The organism is Mycobacterium sp. (genome assembly GCF_035314665.1).
Classification (GTDB): domain Bacteria; phylum Actinomycetota; class Actinomycetes; order Mycobacteriales; family Mycobacteriaceae; genus Mycobacterium.
The window spans coordinates 18,454-38,415 of the sequence record NZ_DATFZD010000345.1 but is presented as its reverse complement, the minus strand read 5'-3'; the positions used below and the strand labels follow the sequence as shown (position 1 = coordinate 38,415).

The following is a 19,962-nucleotide window of genomic DNA, read 5'->3' as shown; positions in this document are numbered from 1 at the left end:
TGGCACCGATGTCACCTATGAGCTCACCGTAGATATAGCCATTCCGATGATCGGCTTGCTCAAGCGCAAGGCTGAGCGCAGGTTGATCGACAGCGCGTTGAAGGATCTGAAGAAACGAGTCGAGGCTGAGTGAGTCGGCAGCGCCCGCACTTGCCCGGATCAGTCTCTTCGTCGGCAAGGGTGGGGTAGGGAAGTCCACTTTGGCGGCCGCGACCGCCGTGCGTGACGCGCGCACCGGTCAGCGGGTGTTGCTGGTCTCCACCGACCAAGCGCACTCGCTAGGTGACGTGCTCGGTGTCGTCGTCTTGCCGACCGGCCGGCGCGATGCGGTCCGGGTATTCACCGACCTCGAAACCGGGGCGACCGACGCCGGCGGCGGCTTCCTGGATGCGTTGGCGTTGGATACCCTGGCGCTGCTCGAGGCTCATTGGCGCACCGTGGTCAACACACTGGGCCGGCGCTTCAGCGAGTCGGAGCTGGGCGACATTGCGCCCGAAGAACTTTCGGCGCTGCCCGGCATTCAAGAAGTGCTCGGCCTGCATGAAGTCGGCGAGCTGGCCGCGGCCGGGCACTGGGACCACATCGTGGTCGACTGTGCGTCCACCGCCGACGCATTGCGGATGCTGACCCTGCCGGCCACGTTCGCGCTCTACGTCGAGCGCGGCTGGCCACGGCATCGCAGGCTTTCCGCCGCCGCCGATGACGCGCGGTCAACGGCGGTGGTGGAACTGCTGGAACGCATCAGCCGAAGCGTCGAAAAGCTCAGCGCGCTGCTGACCGACGGCGCGCGAGTCGGTGCGTATCTGGTCCTGACCGCGGAACGGGTGGTGGCCGCCGAAGCGGTCCGGACGCTGGGCTCGTTGGCGTTGATGGGTGTGCGCGTCGAGGAATTAATCGTCAACCAGATTCTGGTGCAAGACGATTCATACGAGTACCGCAACCTGCCCGCGCATCCGGCCTTCGACTGGTATTCCGAGCGAATCAGTGAGCAGCGCGCCGTGCTGGACGAACTGGATGCCGCCATCGGCGATGTGGCGCTGGTCCTCACCCCGCATCTGGCCGGCGAGCCGATCGGCGCCAAAGCGCTGGCCGAGCTGCTGGACAGTGCGCGCCGCCGCGACGGGTCGGCGCCGCCAGGACCCGTGCGTCCCGTCGTCGACCTGGAGTCGGGATCCGGCCTGCAATCGGTCTACCGATTGCGGCTAGAGTTGCCGCAAATCGATTCCGGCGCGCTTACCCTTGGCCGGGTCGGCGACGACCTGATCGTCGGCGCCGGCGGGATGCGCCGCCGAGTTCGATTGGCGTCCGTCCTGCGGCGATGCACGGTGCTGGACGCCCATCTACGAGGTAACGAGTTGACGGTGCGTTTTCGACCTGATCCGGAGGTGTGGCCGCGATGACCGGCATTCACCCCGACATTGGCCCCGAGTTGCGCAAACTCGCGCAGAGCATTCTGGACGGCATCGACCCCGCGGTCCGCTTGGCGGCGACGCGGGCGCTTGGCGACGGCGCCGGCACCGGCAAGTGCCAGCAGGTGTGGTGTCCGGTGTGCGCGTTGGCCGCGGTGGTCACCGGGGAGGAACATCCGTTGCTGACCGCGATCGCTGAGCACAGCGTGGCGCTGCTGGCGGTGATCCGGGCGATCGTCGAGCAAGTCGACGGATCGACACCGCCGCCTGAGGGTCCGCCCAGCAATGGCGCCGAGGCCGACAGCGCAGCCGATGCCGGCACCCCGAGCCGCTATCAGCCCATCACCGTCACCGTGGAGGAATAGCCGCGGCGGTCCGGGTTAACGGCAGCCGGCTCATGGCCGAAGAGTAAGCAGGTCGCGAGCGTCGTGTGGTCCCGTACACACTGGATCGGTACTCTTGGCGCAGGACACAGTAGGTTGCGGGCAACTAGGAGGGTCGATGTGGTACTGGCTTTTCAAGTACATCTTCATGGGCCCGTTGCTCGCCCTCCTCGGCCGGCCGAAAGCCGAAGGACTGGAATACGTTCCGCAGTCCGGCCCGGCGATCCTCGCCAGTAACCACCTAGCGGTCGCCGACAGTTTCTACCTGCCACTGGTTGTGCGGCGCCGGATCACGTTCCTGGCGAAGTCCGAATACTTCACTGGCACCGGGCTGAAGGGCTGGTTCCAGCGCTGGTTTTACGGCACCACCGGGCAGGTTCCCATCGACCGCAGCGATGCCGATGCGGCCCAGGCCGCTTTGAACACCGCTGAGCGTCTGCTGAGCCAGGGCAAGCTGCTCGGCATGTACCCCGAGGGCACCCGCTCACCCGACGGCCGGCTGTACAAGGGCAAGACGGGGCTGGCCCGTCTGGCGCTGGAAACCGGAGTTCCGGTGATACCGGTGGCGATGATCGGCACGAACGTCGTCAATCCGCCCGGCAAAAAGATGTGGCGGTTCGGCCGGGTCGCCGTCCGGTTCGGCAAGCCGATGGACTTCTCCCGATTCGACGGGCTGGCGGGCAACCGCTTCATCGAACGAGCCGTCATCGACGAGGTGATCTACGAGCTGATGGGCCTTTCCGGTCAGGAATACGTCGACATCTATGCCGCCACCCTCAAGAACGGCAGTAATGCCAACGGGTCCGGACCGGCGAAGCAATCGTCGTCGCGGATACCGGAAACGGCGGCGGGGTAGGCGGGTCCTCGCGGATCCCAGCCCCGGGTCAGCCGACGGCTGAAACCGGCGCGGGCGTCCTCGACGCCCGGGGTGCGGTAGCGGTGGCGGTGCTGACAGCGACCGTGGCGCCGGCCGCGACGATGGCCGCGAGCGCCCACCACAGGTAAGAGACGCCGGCGAACTGACGCCACCACACGGCGCCCACTTCGTGGTGTTTGGGGAGCAGATCGATCGGCGTCCAGTACATCAGTGCCACCCCGGCCGCGCTGACCACGGCCAGCGCGGCGTTGCGCCGCCGGAAGGCCAGCACCGCGGTCACCAGCACCGTCGGCAACATCCACACCCAGTGGTGTGACCACGACACGGGCGAGACCACCAGGCCGAACAGCGCGACACAGATGACGGCCAGAGTTGGCTCGCCGGCGCGCAGCACCCGCCGCATCGCCCACACCGTCAGCGCCAGCACGAGCAGGCACGCGGCCACCCACGGCAGGAACCGTTGATGGTCGCTGAGGCCCAGCCGCGCCAGCGTGCCGGCCACGTTCTGGTTGGTGTTCAGGCTCGCCGCGCCGATCCGATCGGTGTCGTGGATGGTGTCGGTCCAGTACCGCCAGGAGTCGTGCCACGCCAGGACAAAGCCGGCCACTGTCGCCGCCACGAAGGACGCGAGCGAGGTCAACATGGCGCGTTTGTCGCGGTTCAGCAGGAAGTACAGCAGGAACACCGCCGGGGTGAGTTTGAGGGCCATGCCCAGCCCCAGCAGCAGACCACGTGGCCATGGGGTGCGGCGTGGCATGCAGTCGGCGATCACCAGCGTCATCAGCACGACGTTGATCTGCCCGAAGGCGAAATTCGACTTGATCGGCTCCAGCCAGATCGCCGCGGCCGCGACGATCAGCAACGTCAACCACCATCGGCGCAGCCAGGCCGGTCCGGGCACGACCCGTGCGGTGCCCCACACGTCGAGTCGGGTCAGCACGATCATCGTCGAGACGATCAACAGCGCCAACGTGATCAGCGTGATCGTCACACTGGCGGCCGGCATGCCCAACCAGGCAAAAGGGCAAAACACGATAGCGGCGAGCGGCGGATAGGTGAACGGGAGGTTCAGGCCGATCGGCGTGTGAAATTCCACACCGTGGTCGTACAGCGGACGGCCATCCAGCCACGCCTGGCCGCCCATCCGGTAAATGTCGATGTCGATGCGGTACGGCGTGTGGCCGACGAGCCGCCAGGCGGCGTAGCCCAGCGCGGCGAGGCCCATTAGCTGGAGCAACGCCCACCAGGCATTTCGCCAGATACCCGGCTGCGCTCCGTCAGGAACAGGGGCAACTGCCCCACGCCAACTGCCCACGTCGGGCGACTGCCATGTACTCATGTCGCTGAACAGCCTAATCGGTGCGGGCATCTGAGCCGGTGTCGCGCAGGGCCGTCGGTGCTAAGTGCGCGTAGGTTTCTTAGAGTGCTCCGTTGGTTCGAAGACGACATTATCGGCCGCGGCCGGCTGCCGCTGCTGTGCTGTCTGGTCGCCTTCATCCTCACCTTTTTCGTGACCCGCACCTTCGTGCGCTACATCCGCCACCGCGCGGACCGTGGCGTGCCGCCGCGATGGTGGGAGCCACGCAACATTCACATCGGGAAGAAGCACATCCACCACGTGGTGGTCGGAGTGCTGCTGGTGATGGTTTCCGGCGTGACGTTGGTGGCCTTGTCGATCACCGGAACCGAACTCGAATACACCGCGAGCGCAATCCTCTTCGGCATCGGAGCCGCGCTGGTGCTCGACGAGTACGCGTTGATCCTGCACCTGTCCGACGTCTACTGGGAGGAAGACGGGCGGACCTCGGTCGACGCGGTCTTCGCCGCAGTGGCGGTGGGTGGACTGCTGGTCTTGGGCCTGCACCCGTTTTTGTTCTTCGTCAACCTATGGCACGACACCACCCACTCGGTGGTGCTGCGCGCCGGCGTGGTCTTCGCGATGGCGCTGACTTTGCCGCTGGCCGTGCTGGTTGTGCTCAAGGGCAAGGTGTGGACCGGCTTGATCGGCATGTTCTTCGTCCCGCTGCTGTTCATCGGGGCGATCCGACTGTCGCGCCCACAAGCCCCATGGGCCCGGTGGCTTTATATGAGTCAGCTGGACAAGATGGCGCGTGCGCTGCAACGCGAACGAACCCTGCGCCGCCCGGTGGTGCGGGTCAAGCTATGGGTGCAGTACACGATCGCCGGTACGCCGCGCCGCCCCGACCGCCGCATGGTGGACGCGCTGCTGGACCGCGAAGTCCATCCGGCGCCGCCGCCGCAGCAGCCGGTGCGGCGCCCCCTGGCCAGCGGTATAGGCGTCAGCTGACGGCGGGCTCCGCTGATGGCCCCCCTCCTCCTCAGGCCGTTCCGGCCTGCATCGTCGGGAGGCTAGGCTCCGCGGGTGCGGTACTTCTACGACACCGAATTCATCGATGACGGCCGCACTATCGAGTTGATCTCGATCGGGGTGGTCGCCGAGGACGGCCGCGAATACTACGCAGTCTCGACCGAGTTCGACCCCGAGCGGGCCGGTAGCTGGGTGCGCAGCCACGTGCTGCCGAAACTACCGCCGCCGGCGTCGCAGCTATGGCGTCCGCGTGCCCGGATCCGTTCGGACTTGGAGACGTTCTTCGACATCGAGGGCGCCGAGCCGATCGAGCTGTGGGCCTGGGTCGGCGCCTACGACCATGTCGTGCTGTGCCAGCTGTGGGGCCCGATGACCGACCTGCCGCCGTCGATGCCGCGATTCACCCGGGAGCTGCGTCAGCTATGGGAGGACCGAGGGCGCCCACCGTTGCCGCGTCGGCCGCCGGATGTGCACGACGCGCTGGTCGATGCTCGCGACCAGCTGCGGCGATACCGCGTGATCATGACGAACGGCGACCAGGGCTAGCCCGGCTTGTTCGCGTTCGCGCTGATCGCGGGGTGCTTAACGGGCCGCGCTGCCCGGTTACCATGGACCGGTGAACTGGACCGTGGACGTACCGATCGAGCAGCTGCCGCCGCTGCCCCCGCTGCCGGCTGATCTGCGGGCCCGGCTGGACGCCGCGCTGGCCAAGCCGGCTGCACAGCAGCCCAGTTGGACGCCCGAGCAGGTTGAGCCGATGCGAACGGTTCTGGAGAGTGTGCCGCCGGTGACGGTGCCGTCGGAGGTCGTCCGGCTTCAGGACATGCTGGCCCAGGTTGCCAGGGGAGAGGCGTTTCTGCTGCAGGGCGGCGACTGTGCCGAGACGTTCGTCGACAACACCGAACCGCACATCAGGGGCAATATCCGCACCCTGCTGCAGATGGCGGTGGTGTTGACCTACGGCGCCAGCGTGCCGGTGGTCAAATTGGCCCGCATCGCCGGGCAGTACGCCAAGCCCCGGTCGGCTGAGCTCGACGCGCTGGGGCTGCGCTCCTACCGCGGCGACATGGTCAACGGATTCGCGCCGGACGCCGCGGCGCGTGAGCACGACCCGTCCCGGCTGGTGCGCGCCTACGCCAATGCCGGTGCGGCGATGAACCTGGTGCGCGCGTTGACATCGTCGGGGCTGGCGTCGCTGCATCTGGTGCACGACTGGAACCGGGAATTCGTCCGCACCTCGCCGGCCGGAGCGCGCTACGAGACGCTCGCCTCCGAGATCGACCGTGGCCTGAAATTCATGAGCGCCTGCGGGGTGGCCGACCGTAACCTGCAGACCGCCGAAATCTACGCCAGCCATGAGGCTTTGGTGCTCGACTACGAGCGTGCCCTGCTGCGGCTGTCCGACGAGGAGGATGGCGAGCCGCAGCTGTATGACCTGTCGGCGCACTACCTCTGGATCGGCGACCGGACCCGCCAACTCGATGGCGCGCACATCGCGTTGGCCGAGGTGATCGCGAACCCGATCGGCGTCAAGATCGGGCCGACGACGACACCCGACCAAGCCGTCGAATACGTCGAGCGCCTCGACCCGCAGAACAAGCCGGGGCGGTTGACCTTGGTGAGCCGGCTGGGCAACAACAAGGTGCGTGACCTGTTGCCGCCGATCATCGAAAAGGTGCAGGCCACTGGTCATCACGTGATCTGGCAGTGCGACCCGATGCACGGCAACACGCACGAGTCGTCCACCGGGTACAAGACACGGCATTTCGATCGCATTGTCGATGAGGTGCAGGGTTTCTTCGAGGTGCACCGCGCGCTGGGTACCTACCCCGGTGGTATCCACGTCGAGATCACCGGAGAGAACGTCACCGAGTGTTTGGGTGGTGCGCAAGACATTTCGGACACCGATCTCAGCGGTCGTTACGAAACCGCTTGCGACCCGCGGCTGAACACCCAGCAGTCATTGGAGCTGGCGTTCCTGGTCGCCGAGATGTTGCGCGACTAGAGCAATCCGCTCAGGTTGCTGCCGATGGTCCACGCCGCGGCGGCCACCATCCCGGTGACCGACAACACGACCGCTACCCAGATCAGCACCATGCGTCGGGCGTGCTGGCGTTCGAGCGCGAATTCGACCAGGTCGATCCCGGCGAATTGACCTGATAACTCTTGATATTCGCGATCGATCTGGACTTCGGGTTCAGCGGGTTCGGCCGGCCAGTCCTGGGGTCCTCGGGTCAGCTGACGGGTGGGGTGGTGCACCGGCCGGCGCTGGGACGCAGGCCGATGCTGGTCCGTGGTCTGGTGATGGTCGATCTGGCTGCGATGCGGCACGGCGGAGCGGTGTTGAGCGGAGTTGCGCGGAGCGGGCACCCGAAATTCGGGGAGCGCCAACTCGTCGACGATCGCGTCCAACTCGGCGCCCATCTCCTGCGCGTCCGCGTAGCGCTCGGCGGGATCGCGCGCCGTGGCTCGTGCTACCAGCTCGTCGAAGTGCTCAGGGACGCCGTCGATCATCGTGCTGGGTGCCGGCACGTCGGTATCCAGCCGTTGGTATGCGACGGTCAGCGCGGAGTCGCCGGTAAACGGCGTCTGCCCGGTCAGCAGCTCGTAGGCCACGATCCCCACGGCATAGACATCGCTTCGCGGGCTGACGTTTCCGTCCCGGACCTGTTCGGGGGACAGGTAGGCGGCGGTGCCGAGAATGACGCTGGTGGAAGTGATTCCGGCCGCCGCGACGGCGCGGACCAATCCGAAGTCGCCGATCTTGACGTCGCCCTCGTCGGAGATCAGCACGTTTTCCGGTTTGACGTCGCGGTGCACCAAGCCGGCGCGATGCGCGGCGGCCAGGCCGCCCAACACTGGGCGCAGCACCGCCGCGACGGCATGCGGTGGCATTGGACCGCGCTCGGACAGCAATTCGCGCAGTGTGCCGCCCTCGACGAGTTCCATCACCAGGAACGGGTGTCGGGCGTCGAGGCCCTGGTCGTAGACGGCGACAAGTCCGGGATCTTTGAGTCGGGCGACCGTGCGGGCCTCGAGCTGGAAGCGGGTGAGGAATTGCTGCTCGCCGGCGTAGCGGGAATCCATCACTTTCAGCGCGACCGGTCGGTCCAAACGGGTGTCGAGGCCGCGGTACACCGTCGAGGTGCCGCCAGTGGCGATCTTGGTCGCAACGCGATACCGCCCATCCAGCAACGTTCCCTCAAGCGGATCGTCAGCCACGAGGCTCATCGTAGGTGGGACCCTGAGCTACGCCTGAAACCTATGCTCAGCGCGCCCTAATTGCGGCATGCCCGGTCGTACACTAAGTCGGTGAGCAGGATTCCGGCCGGCGACGACTGTCTTGACCCCGACGAACCCACCTACGATCTGCCCGGCGTCGCCGAGTTGCTCGGCATCCCAGTCACCAAGGTGCACCAGCACCTGCGGGAAGGCCATCTGGTGGCGGTACGGCGTGCCGGTGACGTGTTGGTGCCGCGGGCCTTCTTCACCGATTCCGGCGAGGTGGTCAAGAGCCTGCCCGGGTTGCTGGTGGTTTTGCACGACGGCGGCTACCGCGACACCGAAATCCTGCGCTGGCTGTTCACCCCCGACCCGTCGCTGACCGTCACTCGGGACGGGACGCGCGACGCCATCAGCAACGCCCGCCCGGTCGACGCGCTGCATGCTCACCAGGCTCGCGAAGTGCTGCGCCGCGCGCAGGCCATGGCGTATTGAAGCCGGCTTCAATCAGCTGGGACGGCCGACGGTCGAGACAGCGTGCGCCACGCAATCAAGGCGCATGCCGTCGCCACCAAGACATGGCTCCACGAGTACATGCCATGGGAGCCATCGGGTTTGAAGATGACCATGATCCAGGTGGAGAATCCCGCGATCGCCGCGACCGCCGCGCGCGACTGAGCAAGCGGGGCCACGACGGCCAGCGGCCAGGTGTAATACCACGGCAGCGCGCCGGGTACGAACAACACGACGACGAGCATGGCCCAGGCGATGCCCGTCAACACGGTGCGGTCGCCCTGCCGGTATCGCCACCACAACAGCGGCAGCGCCACCACGATGATCACGATTCCGATGACTCGGGTGACCTGCAGCAGGGCATAGAAATTCACCGGAAAGAACAGTCCGCCGACAGCGTGGATCAGGTTGGCTACCGCCGTCGGGACCGTCAGCCAGTTGATGATCTTCACCGAACCGGCCAGCGCGGTCAACCAGCCCAGCCCGACCCCGGCCAAGCCGGATAACACCGCGAACACGGCGACCAGGACCAGCACGGATGCCGCGCCGGCCGTGGCAAAGGCCGGTAGCGGACGGTATCCCCGTTGGTCGCGCAGATGCCGCATCCATACCCAGACCATGAACGGCAGCGCGATCCCGGCCGTCGCCTTGACCGCGACCCCGAGGGCGATCAGCGTGACGCCCGCAACATGACGACGCTCGAAGGTCAGGGTGATGCCGGCGGTCATCAGGCCCACCATCAGCATCTCGTTGTGAACCCCGCCCATCAGATGAATGATCACCAGCGGATTGAGCACGCAAATCCACAGCGCGATGGGCGCATTCGCGCCAAGATGGCGGGCCAGCCGGGGTGTCGCCCAGATCAGCAATGCGAGTCCGGGCAGCATGCACAGCCGCAGCAACATCGTTCCGGCGATCACATGATTGCCGACCAGCATCGTGACAAGCCGGGCGATCATGATGAATGCCGGGCCGTACGGGGCCGTGGTGATGGTCCAGATGGGGCTCACGTTGTCCAGCAACGGATTCGGGTTCTCAATCGGCCCCACCGCGTAGGGGTCCAGGCCGTCGCGCAGCAGCGCACCCTGGGCCAGATACGAGTACGTGTCGCGGCTGAAGACCGGCACCGACAGCAGCAGTGGTGCCAGCCAAAAGCCGGTGCTGGCCACCATCGCGTATTCGCTCGCATCGCCGGTGAGAGCGCGTCGGCCCAGCCACAGCCAGGCGATCAGCATCAACGCCACACCCACCCACAGCACCACCGAGGACAGCACCAGCCCGTGGCCGTAGCGCAACCAGGACAGGTGCAGCGCCTCCAGCAGTGGGTCATGTTCTTTCGTGCTGCCCGCGCCGAGGCCCCCTGTGGTGATCAGCGCCGCGCCCAGGCAGCCCAGTAGTGCCGGTCGGCCCTCGGCGGCGGCGGTGAATTCCCGCAGTCGTGAAAAGTGTTGTGTGCGGCCGGTAGCCGGGTCGGCAGTCGGCGTGGACGCAGGCGTGGACATGCGCGTCATGCGGACCGGTTCGCGGCCAGTCTGGCCATCTCGGACAGCCCACTCTTGGCGGCCGCGTGGATAGGTGCGTCGGCCAGTGTGGCCAGCGCCCGCCGGGTCAGCGTGTCGATCTGCTCCTCGACCGCGGCCAGCGCGCCGACCCGCGCGATGACCCCGCACAGTTCGCCGACCTGGGTGTCGCTCAAGTCGGTCCCGATCGAGGCGCGTAACAGCTTGGCGGCGGCCGCATCTGACTTGTCGGCCAATTCCACCGCCGTTGCCAACAGCACCGTGCGTTTGCCGGACCGAAGGTCGTCGCCGGAGGGCTTGCCGGTGACCGCCGGATCCCCGAACACCCCCAACACGTCGTCACGCAGCTGGAATGCGATGCCCAGGTCGGTGCCGAGCTCGTGGAAAAGGGCGTGCACGTCGGGTCTATCGGCGGCGGCGGCCACCCCTAATTGCAACGGACGCGACACCGTGTAGGAGGCGGTCTTGTAGGTGTTCACGTTCATCGCCGAGGCGATCGACTCCGCGCCGCTGGCTTCGGCCACGATGTCGAGGTATTGGCCGCCGAGCAGCTCGGTGCGAATGTCGACCCAGACTCGGCGCACCCGGCTGCGCGCATCGGGCGGCAGATCGATGCCCGAGACAATATCGTCGGCCCACGCCAGCGCCAGATCGCCGAGCAGAATAGCCGCCGACATGCCGAATTGGTCGGCCGGCCCTCGCCACCGCCGGTCGCGGTGCAGCGCAGCGAACTGCATGTGCGTGGTCGGCCGACCCCGGCGGGTCGCCGAATCGTCGATCACGTCGTCGTGCACCAGCGCCGATGCATGCAGCAGTTCCAGCGCGGAGAACAACAGCAGCACTTCGGCGTCAGCGTCTTTGCTCGACACCGCGCGCCAGCCCCAGTAGGCGAAGGCCGGGCGCAGGCGCTTTCCGCCGCTGAGCACGAACTCTTGCAAGCCGGCCGTCAGGCGGTCATAGTCGCGGCCGATGTAGGCGGCCTCAGCGCGGCGGTCCTGCAGGTATCTGCGCAACTGGTCGGTGACGGCATCAGCCAACTCGACGGTTGCCGCTGCTTCTACGCTCAGCGCGACACCCCTTCCTGGTCGGCTTGAATCGTGGCTCGCCAATTCTATTCGGCCCCGGGCTGTCCAGCGGGTTTTGCCTGACTCGGGCCTCCTCGGGCCCTCGGCGGCCCCGAACTCTGGGCAGTTGCTTCGACAGCCTCACTATTTCGCACCTATGCTGTCGGGTGTTCTGCGCCCGCCCGCCGGCCAGCGTTGATTTCTCCTGAGGAGTAGCCCGTTGACCTTGAGCACCGTCGCGCTCGAGTTGGTACCGACGAACGTGGAACGAGGCACGGAGCAGGCCGTCGAAGACGCCCGCAAAGTGGTGCAGCTGTCGGCGGATTTCGGACTCGACGGGCGGATCGGGCACCTGATGATGCCGGGTCTCATCCAGGAGGAGGATGACCGGCCCGTCGAGATGAAGCCGAAGCTGGACGTGCTGGATTTCTGGTCGATCATCAAACCGGAGTTGCCCGGGATACGCGGATTGTGCAGCCAGGTCACCGCTTTCATGGACGAGCAGGCGTTGGGCCAGCGGCTCGGTGAACTGGTCGGTGCCGGAATCGACGGGATCGTGTTCGTCGGCGTGCCCCGCACGATGGCCGACGGCGAGGGCTCAGGTGTCGCGCCGACCGACGCGCTGTCGATCTATCGCGAGCTGGTGGACAACCGGGGCGTGATCCTGATTCCCACCCGCGAGGGTGAACAGGGCCGGTTCAATTTCAAGTGCGATCAGGGCGCGACATTCGCTCAGACCCAGCTGTTGTACTCCGACGCGATCGTGGGCTTCCTGACAGAGTTCGCCGAGCGGACGGACCATCGGCCGGAGATTCTGTTGTCGTTCGGCTTCGTACCGAAGTTGGAGGACCGGGTCGGTTTCGTCAACTGGCTCATCCAGGATCCGGGCAATGCCGCGGTGGCCGACGAGCAGGCGTTCGTCAAAACGTTGGCCGGAGGCGAACCTGCTCAAAAGCGCAAACTGATGGTCGATCTCTACAAGCGGGTCATCGACGGCGTCGTCGACCTGGGTTATCCGCTGAGCATCCACCTCGAGGCCACCTATGGTAATTCGGCGCCGGCGTTCCAGACGTTCGCGGAACTGCTCGGCTACTGGTCGCCGTCGAGCTGAGAGCCGCTTTCGATCCTCGGCTCAGTCGGACGGCGGGCCGCTGGGCTCGGCGACGCGGGGTGAGCGGTCCCGGCTGTACCAGGCCAGCAGCGCCACCACGGCGGCGACAACGACCGACGAGAGGCCCAGCCAGAGAGCCGCGCCGCGGAACGAGCGGGTGCTCGGATCGGTGTAGCGAGCCTGGGCGTTCATCGTGCTCACGATTCCCGGCTTGAGCTTCCACTGCACCGTCTCGGGGTCCACCCGCTCGCCGTTGGTCGACGTCACCGCGCCGGGGAACGCGACGGACAGCTCGACGTCCGCGTCGGCGTCGGTCAGCGACGTCAAGTCCGCCCGTCCCTCCAGGATCACCAGGTCGCCGGCTCGGCGCAGGGACAGGTTGACGCCCTGGGCGTCGGAGTTCATATTCGCCAACTCCGGCAGTTCGGCGAAGGTCAAGTCGGAGAACACCGCCTGTGACCCCACGTAGCCGTCACGGTCGTACTTGGAGATCGCCACCTTCTGGCTGAACGGCAGATTGGGATCCAGTTGCGGTCCAGCATCTTTGTCGTTGCGCGGCTTGGCCGTCGCGATGATCTCCCCGGACACCAGGTCGTCAGGGGAGATGGTGATCGACGCGTGGATCCGGACGCATCCAGCGAGCACCGGTATCACCAGCAACAGCAGCGCCCACGCCGCCAGGCGGCGACGACGCACGGTGAACGCTCGGGCGAAGAGCTGGATGCTGCTGGTACGCACCAGGTCATCGTGCCAGACCCCGGCGGCGCCGTGTGCGGCTACAGCGGGAGCTTGCGGCCAAGGATCGCAAACGCTCGCGGGTCGCCGGTGAAGTGGTGGCCGCGAATGATGTCGAGAAATCCGAGCCGACGGTACAAGCGCCAGGCGCGATTGGCTTCGCCGTTGATTTCCGGGGTCGACAGCAACACGTTGGTTTCGCTGCGGTCGGCGAGCAGCCGCCGCGCCAACGCTTCGCCGAGGCCTCGGCCCTGCGCTCGGGGGTGAATGTGCAATTCGGTCAGCTCGAAGTAGCTGGCCATAAGCCTCGCGATCTCCGGGCCGGGTAACCCCACGCGTTGCAGGCCGAGCACGACTTGCTGCTGCCACCACTGATCGGGTGCGCCGCAATAGCCGTACGCCACGCCGAGCAGGGGTGCATCGCTCAGCTCGGCGGACGACGGCGTGGCTCCGGCCGGGTTGTCGACCTCCACAGCGGCCACGGCTTGCCAGCCGCGCCGCCGGGTGTGCTCGAGCCACATGGCGGCGCGTTGATTCTCGGTGCCCCGGGGATAACGCATTGCGTCGACGTAAACGCCCAGGGCGTCTCCCAGGCGCCGTTGCATGTCTTGCGGCGGCAGGTTGATGAGGAATGTCGCCAACTCTGCGGATCTCCTCGTCGATCGTCCAGTGCCGTGCTCCCGTCCCATTATCCGACGCGGCGGCGGCGCGCGGATCGCCATGCGACGGCGGTTACAATCTGGAACCGAAGCAGTGGTATGACGTTGATTGACCTCGTATCATTACTGATTAGTTGCCCACACAACGGGCATCCACGTGCTAGCGGTATTACGTACAGGATTTCGGCAAGGAGGGACGAATGCCACTCTCCGATCATGAGCAGCGGATGCTCGACCAGATCGAGAGCGCTCTCTATGCCGAAGATCCTAAATTCGCCTCCAGTGTTCGTGGCGGAGGGTTGCGCGCGCCGACCGCACGGCGACGGCTGCAGGGCGCGGCGCTGTTCGTGCTGGGTCTCGGAATGTTGGTCTCGGGCGTGGCATTTAAGGCCACCATGATCGGAACGTTTCCGATTCTTTCGGTCGTCGGCTTCATCGTGATGTTCGGTGGCGTGGTGTTTGCCATCACCGGCCCGCGGCTGTCCCGCCGTGGGGAGCGCCCCGGGCCCTCAGCGGGCGCGCGTCAGCGCCGGGGCAAGGGTTCCGGCGGTTCCTTCACCAGCCGGATGGAAGATCGGTTCCGCCGCCGCTTCGAGGAATAGCGTCACCAAGGACGGAAGGGCAGCAGTGGCTGCCCTTTTTGTTTGCGCGGGTCGAGCCGCAGCACGTTACGGTGACGCGGCGCCGCGCCTCCCGTTGACCCACTGCGCCCCACTTTGCCGATACCGCAGCTCAAGCGGCTTTGAGCTGGTGATTTTAGGGCGCCACGCCGGCATGGCCGAGCCGTTGAGTGGCCGAAAACCCGCTGAAACGACACCATTTGGTGATCTTCTTGCCGTTAAATGGGACGCAGTGGGGGATTGTGGGGTATGGTGGCGGAAGTCGAAGGGCGTGGAGGTGGCCAGATGTTTCTCGGCACCTACACACCCAAGCTCGACGACAAAGGGCGGCTAACACTGCCCGCCAAGTTCCGCGACGCGCTGGCAGGAGGGCTGATGGTCACCAAGAGCCAAGACCACAGCCTGGCTGTCTATCCCCGTGCGGAATTCGAGCAACTTGCCCGCCGGGCCAGCAAGGCATCCAGAAGCAACCCGGAGGCGAGAGCGTTCCTGCGCAACCTGGCCGCCGCCACTGACGAACAGCATCCCGACGCGCAAGGCCGAATCACGTTGTCGGCCGACCACCGCCGCTACGCGAACCTTTCGAAGGACTGCGTGGTCATCGGATCGGTCGACTACCTCGAGATTTGGGATGCGCAGGCTTGGCAGGAATACCAACAGACCCACGAAGAGAACTTCTCCGCAGCCAGCGATGAAGCACTCGGCGACATTATCTGAGGCGCGTGCCCGTGCACCGTGGCCTCTGCCCGAACCGACCCTGACGTACTTCCCCAACGCCAGGTTCGTGCTATCGGACAGGGACCTGGGTGCAGGGGCCCGTTGCGTCGTACGTCGGGAAGGTGTTGTCGTGCCTGACGCCACTGGTGGTTTCGGTCATGTGCCCGTGCTGCTCGACCGCTGCGTCGCACTGCTGCGCCCCGCGCTGACGCGTCACCGTCCAGACGGAACAGGGGCGGTGCTCGTCGACGCGACCCTCGGTGCCGGCGGGCACGCCGAACGGTTTCTGGCCGAGCTGCCCGGGCTGCGTCTGATCGGCATCGATCGGGACCCGACTGCACTCGACATTGCCCGCGACCGGCTGGCGCGTTTCGCCGACCGGCTGACGTTGGTCAAAAGCCGCTACGACGGGATCGACGCCGCCTTAGCCGAATCGGCTTATGCTGCAACGGAATCCGTGGACGGGATGTTGTTCGATCTGGGCGTCTCGTCGATGCAGCTCGATCGCAGCGACCGTGGCTTCTCCTACGCCAAGGACGCGCCGTTGGACATGCGGATGGACCCCACGTCAGCGCTGACCGCCGCCGAAATCGTCAACAGCTACGACGAGGCCGCGCTGACCGACATCCTGCGCCGGTACGGCGAGGAACGCTTCGCCCGCCGCATCGCCGCACACATCATCCGCCGCCGCGCGCGCACGCCGTTCACTTCGACCGGTGAGCTGGTAGAGCTTGTTTACCAAGCAGTTCCGGCACCGGCCCGGCGTACTGGCGGACACCCGGCCAAGCGGACGTTCCAGGCGCTGCGCATCGCGGTCAACGACGAGCTGGACGTGTTGCGCGACGCCCTGCCCGTCGCGCTGGACGCTTTGGCCGTCGACGGACGCATCGTGGTGCTGGCGTATCAGTCGCTGGAGGATCGCATCGTCAAACGGGTGTTCGCCGAGGCCACCGCCTCCAGCACGCCGCAGGATCTGCCGGTCGAACTCCCCGGACACGGACCACAATTCACCTCGTTGACGCGCGGCGCCGAACGCGCCGGCGACGCCGAGGTCCAGCAGAACCCGCGGAGTGCCGCGGTGCGACTGCGTGCTGTGCAACGCATGCAACCCGGGCATGCGACAACGAGGAGGGGAGGCTGATGAAAGCCAAGCGTGAAACGCCACCGCCTCGTGGCGGCGATCGTCGACGCGGGCAGAGCAACACCTCCCGAAGCACCGGCCGCCGACCGGCCGACCCGGCGCCCGCGCGTCGCCGCCCGCGGGCCGGGAAAGCGTCAGCGCCGGCCCGCGAGCCGCGAATCCCGCGATCCGGGCCGCAGACCACCCCGATCTCCCGGCCGGTCGAGCGGCCGGCCCGGCCGAAGAACGCCAGCCAAGCCAAGGCGCGAGCCAAGGCCCGGAAAGCCAAGGCGCCCAAGGTTGTTCGTCAGCCATTGCGGGACCGTCTGGTCAACCGATTGGCCTCCATAGACCTACGGCCGCGCACATTGGCGGCCAGGGTGCCGTTCGTGGTGCTGGTGATCGGTTCCCTCGGCGCCGGCTTGGGCCTCACGTTGTGGCTGTCCACCGACTCTGCCGAGCGCTCCTATCAGCTGAGCACCGCCCGGCAGCAGACCCGGCTGCTGCAGGAACAGAAGGAAGCCCTCGAGCGCGACGTGCTCGAGGCGCAGTCCGCGCCCGCGTTAGCCGAGGCGGCCCGCGGCCTGGGGATGATCCCGACCAGGGACACCGCGCACTTGATTCAGGATCCGACCGGCAACTGGGTCGTAGTGGGCAGCCCGAAGCCCGCTCAAGGCGTTCCGCCGCCGCCGCTCAACACCAAGCTGCCCGACGAAAAGCCGGCGCCGCCTCCGGGCGCGCGGGGGAATTCGGTCGAGGTGCCGATGCGGGTGTTGCCGGGCAACGGCGCTCCGGCCGTGCCGCTGGCGCCCGGGCCCGACATGATGGTCCGCACCCCCGACGGCGCCATCACGCTGGGCCCCGAGCACTTCCCGTCACCTCCCGGCATGCCTCAACTGCCGGCCGCCGGACCGGGACCCGTGCCGCAGGCCGTGCCGGGCGCGCCGCCCGCGCCGGGATTGCCGCCCGCGCTGCCTCCGGCTGCCGTCGTGCCCGTGCCCAACGTGCCCTTGGCCCCTGGGCCCGCGCCGCTGGGCGCACCCGCGGCCCCGGCGGCTCCGGTTGTACCCCCCGCGGCTGCGCCGCCCCCGGACGCCGCGCCTCCCGCGGGCGTACCCCACCTCGCCACGCCACCCGCAGCGCCGCTCATCGGCGAGCAGTTCGGCCCCTTGACCGTCACGACGCCCGGCGCGCCACGGTGAGCCGCGGAGGAGACCGGTCGGGCAGCCCAGCATCGCGGCCGGTGCAACGTCGAGGGCATACCCGGAAGACCACGCGCGCGACGGATCTCGACAGCGCTAAGTCAGGCAAGAAGGCCAAGAAATCCGCGAGCCCGGCCGTCCACTCCGCGCGCGACCGTCGTACCCGCCAGGCGGTGGAGTTCGGAACCCGCGGCGCGTCCTTCGTCTTTCGGCACAGGGCAGGCAACGCGGTGATCTTCCTGGCGCTGTTGGTGGCCGCCGTTCAGCTGTTCCTTCTGCAGGTGCCGCGCGCATCCGGGCTGCGCGCTGAGGCTGCCGGACAGCTCAAGGTCACCGATGTCCAAAAAGCATTGCGTGGCAGCATCATCGACCGCAACAACGATCAACTCGCGTTCACCATGGAGGCCCGCGCTCTGACCTTCCAGCCGCGCAGGATCCACAAGCAGCTGGCAGAGGCCAAACAGAAGAACGCGAACGCCCCAGACCCGCAACAGCGATTGACGGATATCGCCAAGGAGGTGGCGCTGCGGCTGAACAACAAGCCGGACAAGGCCACGTTGCTCAAGAAGCTGCGCAGTGACGAGACCTTCGTCTATCTGGCTCGCGCTGTCGAACCTGCGATCGCCACCGCCATCACCACGAAATACCCGGAGGTCGGCACCGAACGCCAAGACCTGCGCCAGTATCCCGGCGGGTCGCTGGCGGCCAACATCGTCGGCGGAATCGACTGGGACGGCCACGGTCTGCTCGGGTTGGAGGATTCGATGGATGCCGAGCTCGCCGGCACCGACGGCTCCATCACCTACGACCGCGGCTCCGACGGCGTGGTGATCCCCGGTAGCTACCGCAATCAGCACAAGGCGGCCAACGGCTCGACCCTCCAACTCACCCTCGACGACGACATTCAGTTCTATGTCCAGCAGCAGGTCCAGCAGGCCAAAAACCTATCCGGGGCACGCAATGTCTCGGCGGTGGTGCTGGATGCCAAGACAGGCGAAGTGCTTGCCATGACAAACGACAACACCTTCGACCCGTCCCAGGACATCGGGCGTCAGGGCAACAAGCAGATGGGCAACCCGGCGGTCACCTCCCCGTTCGAGCCGGGGTCGGTGAACAAGGTCGTCACCGCCTCCTCGGTGATCGAGTACGGCCTGTCCAATCCCGACGAGGTGCTGCAAGTGCCGGGCTCGATCAACATGGGCGGGGTCACGGTGCACGATGCCTGGAATCACGGCGTGGCGCCCTACACCACCACCGGGGTGTTCGGGAAGTCGTCCAACGTGGGCACGCTGATGCTGGCCCAGCGGGTTGGCCCGGACCGCTACTACGACATGCTCCGCAAGTTCGGGCTGGGTCAGCGCACCAATGTCGGCCTGCCCGGTGAGAGCGCCGGCCTGGTGCCACCGCTCGACCAGTGGTCGGGCAGCACATTTTCCAACCTGCCTATTGGCCAAGGCCTTTCGATGACCTTGCTGCAGATGACTGGCATGTATCAGACGATCGCGAACGACGGGCTGCGGATGCCGCCGCGGATCATCAAGGCCACTATCGCAGCAGATGGCAATCGCACCGAAGAGCCGCGCCCAGAAGGGATTCGGGTGGTATCACCCGAAACCGCGCGGACGGTGCGCAACATGCTGCGCGCGGTCGTGCAGCATGATCCGAGGGGCATCCAGCAGGGCACCGGGCCGGCAGCCGCGGTCGAGGGCTACCAGATCTCCGGCAAAACCGGTACGGCGCAGCAGATTAACCCGGCGTGCGGCTGCTACTTCGACAACGTTTACTGGATCACATTCGCCGGTATGGCCACCTCCGACGATCCGCGCTATGTCATCGGCATCATGATGGACAACCCGCAGCACGCCGCCGACGGCTCACCCGGATCGTCGGCAGCCCCGTTGTTCCACAACATCGCCGGCTGGCTGCTGCAACGCGAAAACGTCCCGCTGTCACCCGATCCCGGGCCGCCGCTGACATTGCAGGCAATGTAGGCCGGAGGTGACTTGCGGCCGGTCGGCCGCTGCTGCTATCGGTGACTGGTCAGCTTTTGGCGGGGTGATGGCGGTGGCTGCTCAGGGAATGTTTCGGGTCGACCTCGAGGCGTTGGCGCGTTCGGTGGCGCAGGTGTCTGAACAGGGTGAGGATTTGGCCGGCGCTCACCTGTCGTCGGACAATCGGATAGCGGCCGCCCAGTTGGGTTGGGTCGGCGCCTCGGCGGCGGCGCTGCACGCCAGGACAGCGAACTGGCCGGAGACGTCGCGCACGCTGCTAACCCGGGTCGGCGGTCATGCGTTGGACCTGAACAACGACGGGATCGACTTTGTGGCGATGGAGCGCGACAGCGTTGAGCGGCTGCGTGCGGTCGGCGGCGACGGGCTAGCCCCGCAAAGCTGAGAACCCTCACGTCGGATTTCTCCGGATGGGTAGGGTCATGGCCGATCAAGACGGTGAAACGGCCTGGAGAATCGGCGGTAGAGGAAG

General features: G+C 66.7%; 20 protein-coding genes and 1 pseudogene. 15 read left to right on the top strand and 6 right to left on the bottom strand.

The features are described from left to right. From VKI00_RS23810 to VKI00_RS23795, 4 genes and pseudogenes are all read left to right on the top strand, one after another. Nucleotides 1-133 (top strand): annotated as a pseudogene (locus tag VKI00_RS23810) (cyclase); the annotation flags it as partial. Then, nucleotides 126-1,400, top strand: a complete 1,275-nt coding sequence (locus tag VKI00_RS23805) for an ArsA family ATPase (protein ID WP_324441871.1) — start codon at nucleotides 126-128, stop codon at nucleotides 1,398-1,400. The pseudogene VKI00_RS23810 and the gene VKI00_RS23805, both read left to right, overlap by 8 nt. Continuing rightward, nucleotides 1,397-1,774, top strand: coding sequence for a hypothetical protein (locus tag VKI00_RS23800; RefSeq protein WP_324441860.1), 378 nt, complete (start codon nucleotides 1,397-1,399; stop codon nucleotides 1,772-1,774). The genes VKI00_RS23805 and VKI00_RS23800 overlap by 4 nt, the downstream gene beginning before the upstream one ends. Nucleotides 1,775-1,910: 136 nt before the next feature. Then, nucleotides 1,911-2,648 carry a lysophospholipid acyltransferase family protein gene (locus VKI00_RS23795; protein ID WP_324441858.1) on the top strand — a complete coding sequence of 246 codons (738 nt, stop codon included), beginning with the start codon at nucleotides 1,911-1,913 and terminating at the stop codon, nucleotides 2,646-2,648. A gap of 28 nt (nucleotides 2,649-2,676) precedes the next feature. Here the strand turns inward: VKI00_RS23795 and VKI00_RS23790 are convergent, their stop codons facing one another. Continuing rightward, a complete protein-coding gene (locus VKI00_RS23790; RefSeq protein WP_324441856.1) occupies nucleotides 2,677-4,008 on the bottom strand; it encodes a glycosyltransferase 87 family protein in 1,332 nt (443 codons plus the stop codon). 84 nt (nucleotides 4,009-4,092) lie between these two features. Here VKI00_RS23790 and VKI00_RS23785 point away from each other — a divergent pair, with 84 nt between their 5' ends. The 3 genes from VKI00_RS23785 to VKI00_RS23775 all read left to right on the top strand — a co-directional run bounded on the left by VKI00_RS23785 (nucleotide 4,093) and on the right by VKI00_RS23775 (nucleotide 7,003). Beyond that, nucleotides 4,093-4,977: a hypothetical protein gene (locus tag VKI00_RS23785; RefSeq protein WP_324441854.1), complete on the top strand. Its 885-nt coding sequence runs from the start codon at nucleotides 4,093-4,095 to the stop codon at nucleotides 4,975-4,977. A 75-nt stretch (nucleotides 4,978-5,052) separates the two neighbouring features. Then, a complete protein-coding gene (locus tag VKI00_RS23780) occupies nucleotides 5,053-5,544 on the top strand; it encodes a polyadenylate-specific 3'-exoribonuclease AS (protein WP_324441852.1) in 492 nt (163 codons plus the stop codon). A gap of 70 nt (nucleotides 5,545-5,614) precedes the next feature. Continuing rightward, complete coding sequence (locus VKI00_RS23775) at nucleotides 5,615-7,003, top strand: class II 3-deoxy-7-phosphoheptulonate synthase (protein ID WP_324441850.1); 1,389 nt, start codon at nucleotides 5,615-5,617, stop codon at nucleotides 7,001-7,003. On the opposite strand, the gene VKI00_RS23770 is transcribed toward VKI00_RS23775, so the two are convergent. After that, nucleotides 7,000-8,220 (bottom strand): protein kinase domain-containing protein, encoded by a 1,221-nt coding sequence (locus tag VKI00_RS23770; protein WP_324441848.1) that lies wholly within the window; start codon nucleotides 8,218-8,220, stop codon nucleotides 7,000-7,002. The two genes, VKI00_RS23775 and VKI00_RS23770, sit on opposite strands and share 4 nt — an antisense overlap. Nucleotides 8,221-8,310: 90 nt before the next feature. Here VKI00_RS23770 and VKI00_RS23765 point away from each other — a divergent pair, with 90 nt between their 5' ends. Next, the gene (locus VKI00_RS23765; protein WP_324441846.1) at nucleotides 8,311-8,715 is read left to right on the top strand and encodes an Rv2175c family DNA-binding protein; all 405 of its coding nucleotides are present in this window, start codon (nucleotides 8,311-8,313) and stop codon (nucleotides 8,713-8,715) included. Between the two features lie 8 nt (nucleotides 8,716-8,723). Here the strand turns inward: VKI00_RS23765 and VKI00_RS23760 are convergent, their stop codons facing one another. Together VKI00_RS23760 and idsA2 are read right to left on the bottom strand one after the other, a co-directional pair. Further along, on the bottom strand, nucleotides 8,724-10,235 hold the full coding sequence (locus VKI00_RS23760) for an alpha-(1->6)-mannopyranosyltransferase A (protein ID WP_324441844.1): 1,512 nt from the start codon (nucleotides 10,233-10,235) through the stop codon (nucleotides 8,724-8,726). A 5-nt stretch (nucleotides 10,236-10,240) separates the two neighbouring features. Then, nucleotides 10,241-11,290: a bifunctional (2E,6E)-farnesyl/geranyl diphosphate synthase gene (idsA2, locus tag VKI00_RS23755; protein ID WP_324441842.1), complete on the bottom strand. Its 1,050-nt coding sequence runs from the start codon at nucleotides 11,288-11,290 to the stop codon at nucleotides 10,241-10,243. Nucleotides 11,291-11,537: 247 nt separating this feature from the next. Between idsA2 and VKI00_RS23750 the strand changes: the two genes are divergently transcribed. Next, entirely contained in the window at nucleotides 11,538-12,428 is an 891-nt protein-coding gene (locus VKI00_RS23750) for a mycobacterial-type methylenetetrahydrofolate reductase (RefSeq protein WP_324441840.1), read from the top strand. A gap of 21 nt (nucleotides 12,429-12,449) precedes the next feature. Here the strand turns inward: VKI00_RS23750 and VKI00_RS23745 are convergent, their stop codons facing one another. Together VKI00_RS23745 and VKI00_RS23740 are read right to left on the bottom strand one after the other, a co-directional pair. Continuing rightward, a complete protein-coding gene (locus tag VKI00_RS23745) occupies nucleotides 12,450-13,124 on the bottom strand; it encodes an LppM family (lipo)protein (RefSeq protein WP_324441869.1) in 675 nt (224 codons plus the stop codon). Between the two features lie 80 nt (nucleotides 13,125-13,204). Continuing rightward, nucleotides 13,205-13,804: an N-acetyltransferase gene (locus tag VKI00_RS23740; RefSeq protein WP_324441838.1), complete on the bottom strand. Its 600-nt coding sequence runs from the start codon at nucleotides 13,802-13,804 to the stop codon at nucleotides 13,205-13,207. Nucleotides 13,805-14,022: 218 nt separating this feature from the next. Here VKI00_RS23740 and VKI00_RS23735 point away from each other — a divergent pair, with 218 nt between their 5' ends. The 6 genes from VKI00_RS23735 to VKI00_RS23710 all read left to right on the top strand — a co-directional run bounded on the left by VKI00_RS23735 (nucleotide 14,023) and on the right by VKI00_RS23710 (nucleotide 19,875). Next, a complete protein-coding gene (locus tag VKI00_RS23735; RefSeq protein WP_324441836.1) occupies nucleotides 14,023-14,424 on the top strand; it encodes a DUF3040 domain-containing protein in 402 nt (133 codons plus the stop codon). Between the two features lie 303 nt (nucleotides 14,425-14,727). Further along, nucleotides 14,728-15,159 (top strand): division/cell wall cluster transcriptional repressor MraZ, encoded by a 432-nt coding sequence (gene mraZ, locus VKI00_RS23730; RefSeq protein WP_219067252.1) that lies wholly within the window; start codon nucleotides 14,728-14,730, stop codon nucleotides 15,157-15,159. Next, a complete protein-coding gene (gene rsmH / locus VKI00_RS23725) occupies nucleotides 15,134-16,300 on the top strand; it encodes a 16S rRNA (cytosine(1402)-N(4))-methyltransferase RsmH (RefSeq protein WP_324441834.1) in 1,167 nt (388 codons plus the stop codon). The genes mraZ and rsmH overlap by 26 nt, the downstream gene beginning before the upstream one ends. Further along, nucleotides 16,300-17,481, top strand: a complete 1,182-nt coding sequence (locus tag VKI00_RS23720) for a hypothetical protein (protein ID WP_324441832.1) — start codon at nucleotides 16,300-16,302, stop codon at nucleotides 17,479-17,481. Before rsmH ends, VKI00_RS23720 begins: the two co-directional genes overlap by 1 nt. Nucleotides 17,482-17,522: 41 nt before the next feature. Continuing rightward, nucleotides 17,523-19,472 (top strand): penicillin-binding protein 2, encoded by a 1,950-nt coding sequence (locus VKI00_RS23715; RefSeq protein ID WP_324441830.1) that lies wholly within the window; start codon nucleotides 17,523-17,525, stop codon nucleotides 19,470-19,472. 73 nt (nucleotides 19,473-19,545) lie between these two features. Continuing rightward, nucleotides 19,546-19,875: a hypothetical protein gene (locus VKI00_RS23710; RefSeq protein ID WP_324441828.1), complete on the top strand. Its 330-nt coding sequence runs from the start codon at nucleotides 19,546-19,548 to the stop codon at nucleotides 19,873-19,875. Nucleotides 19,876-19,962 lie beyond the last annotated feature (87 nt).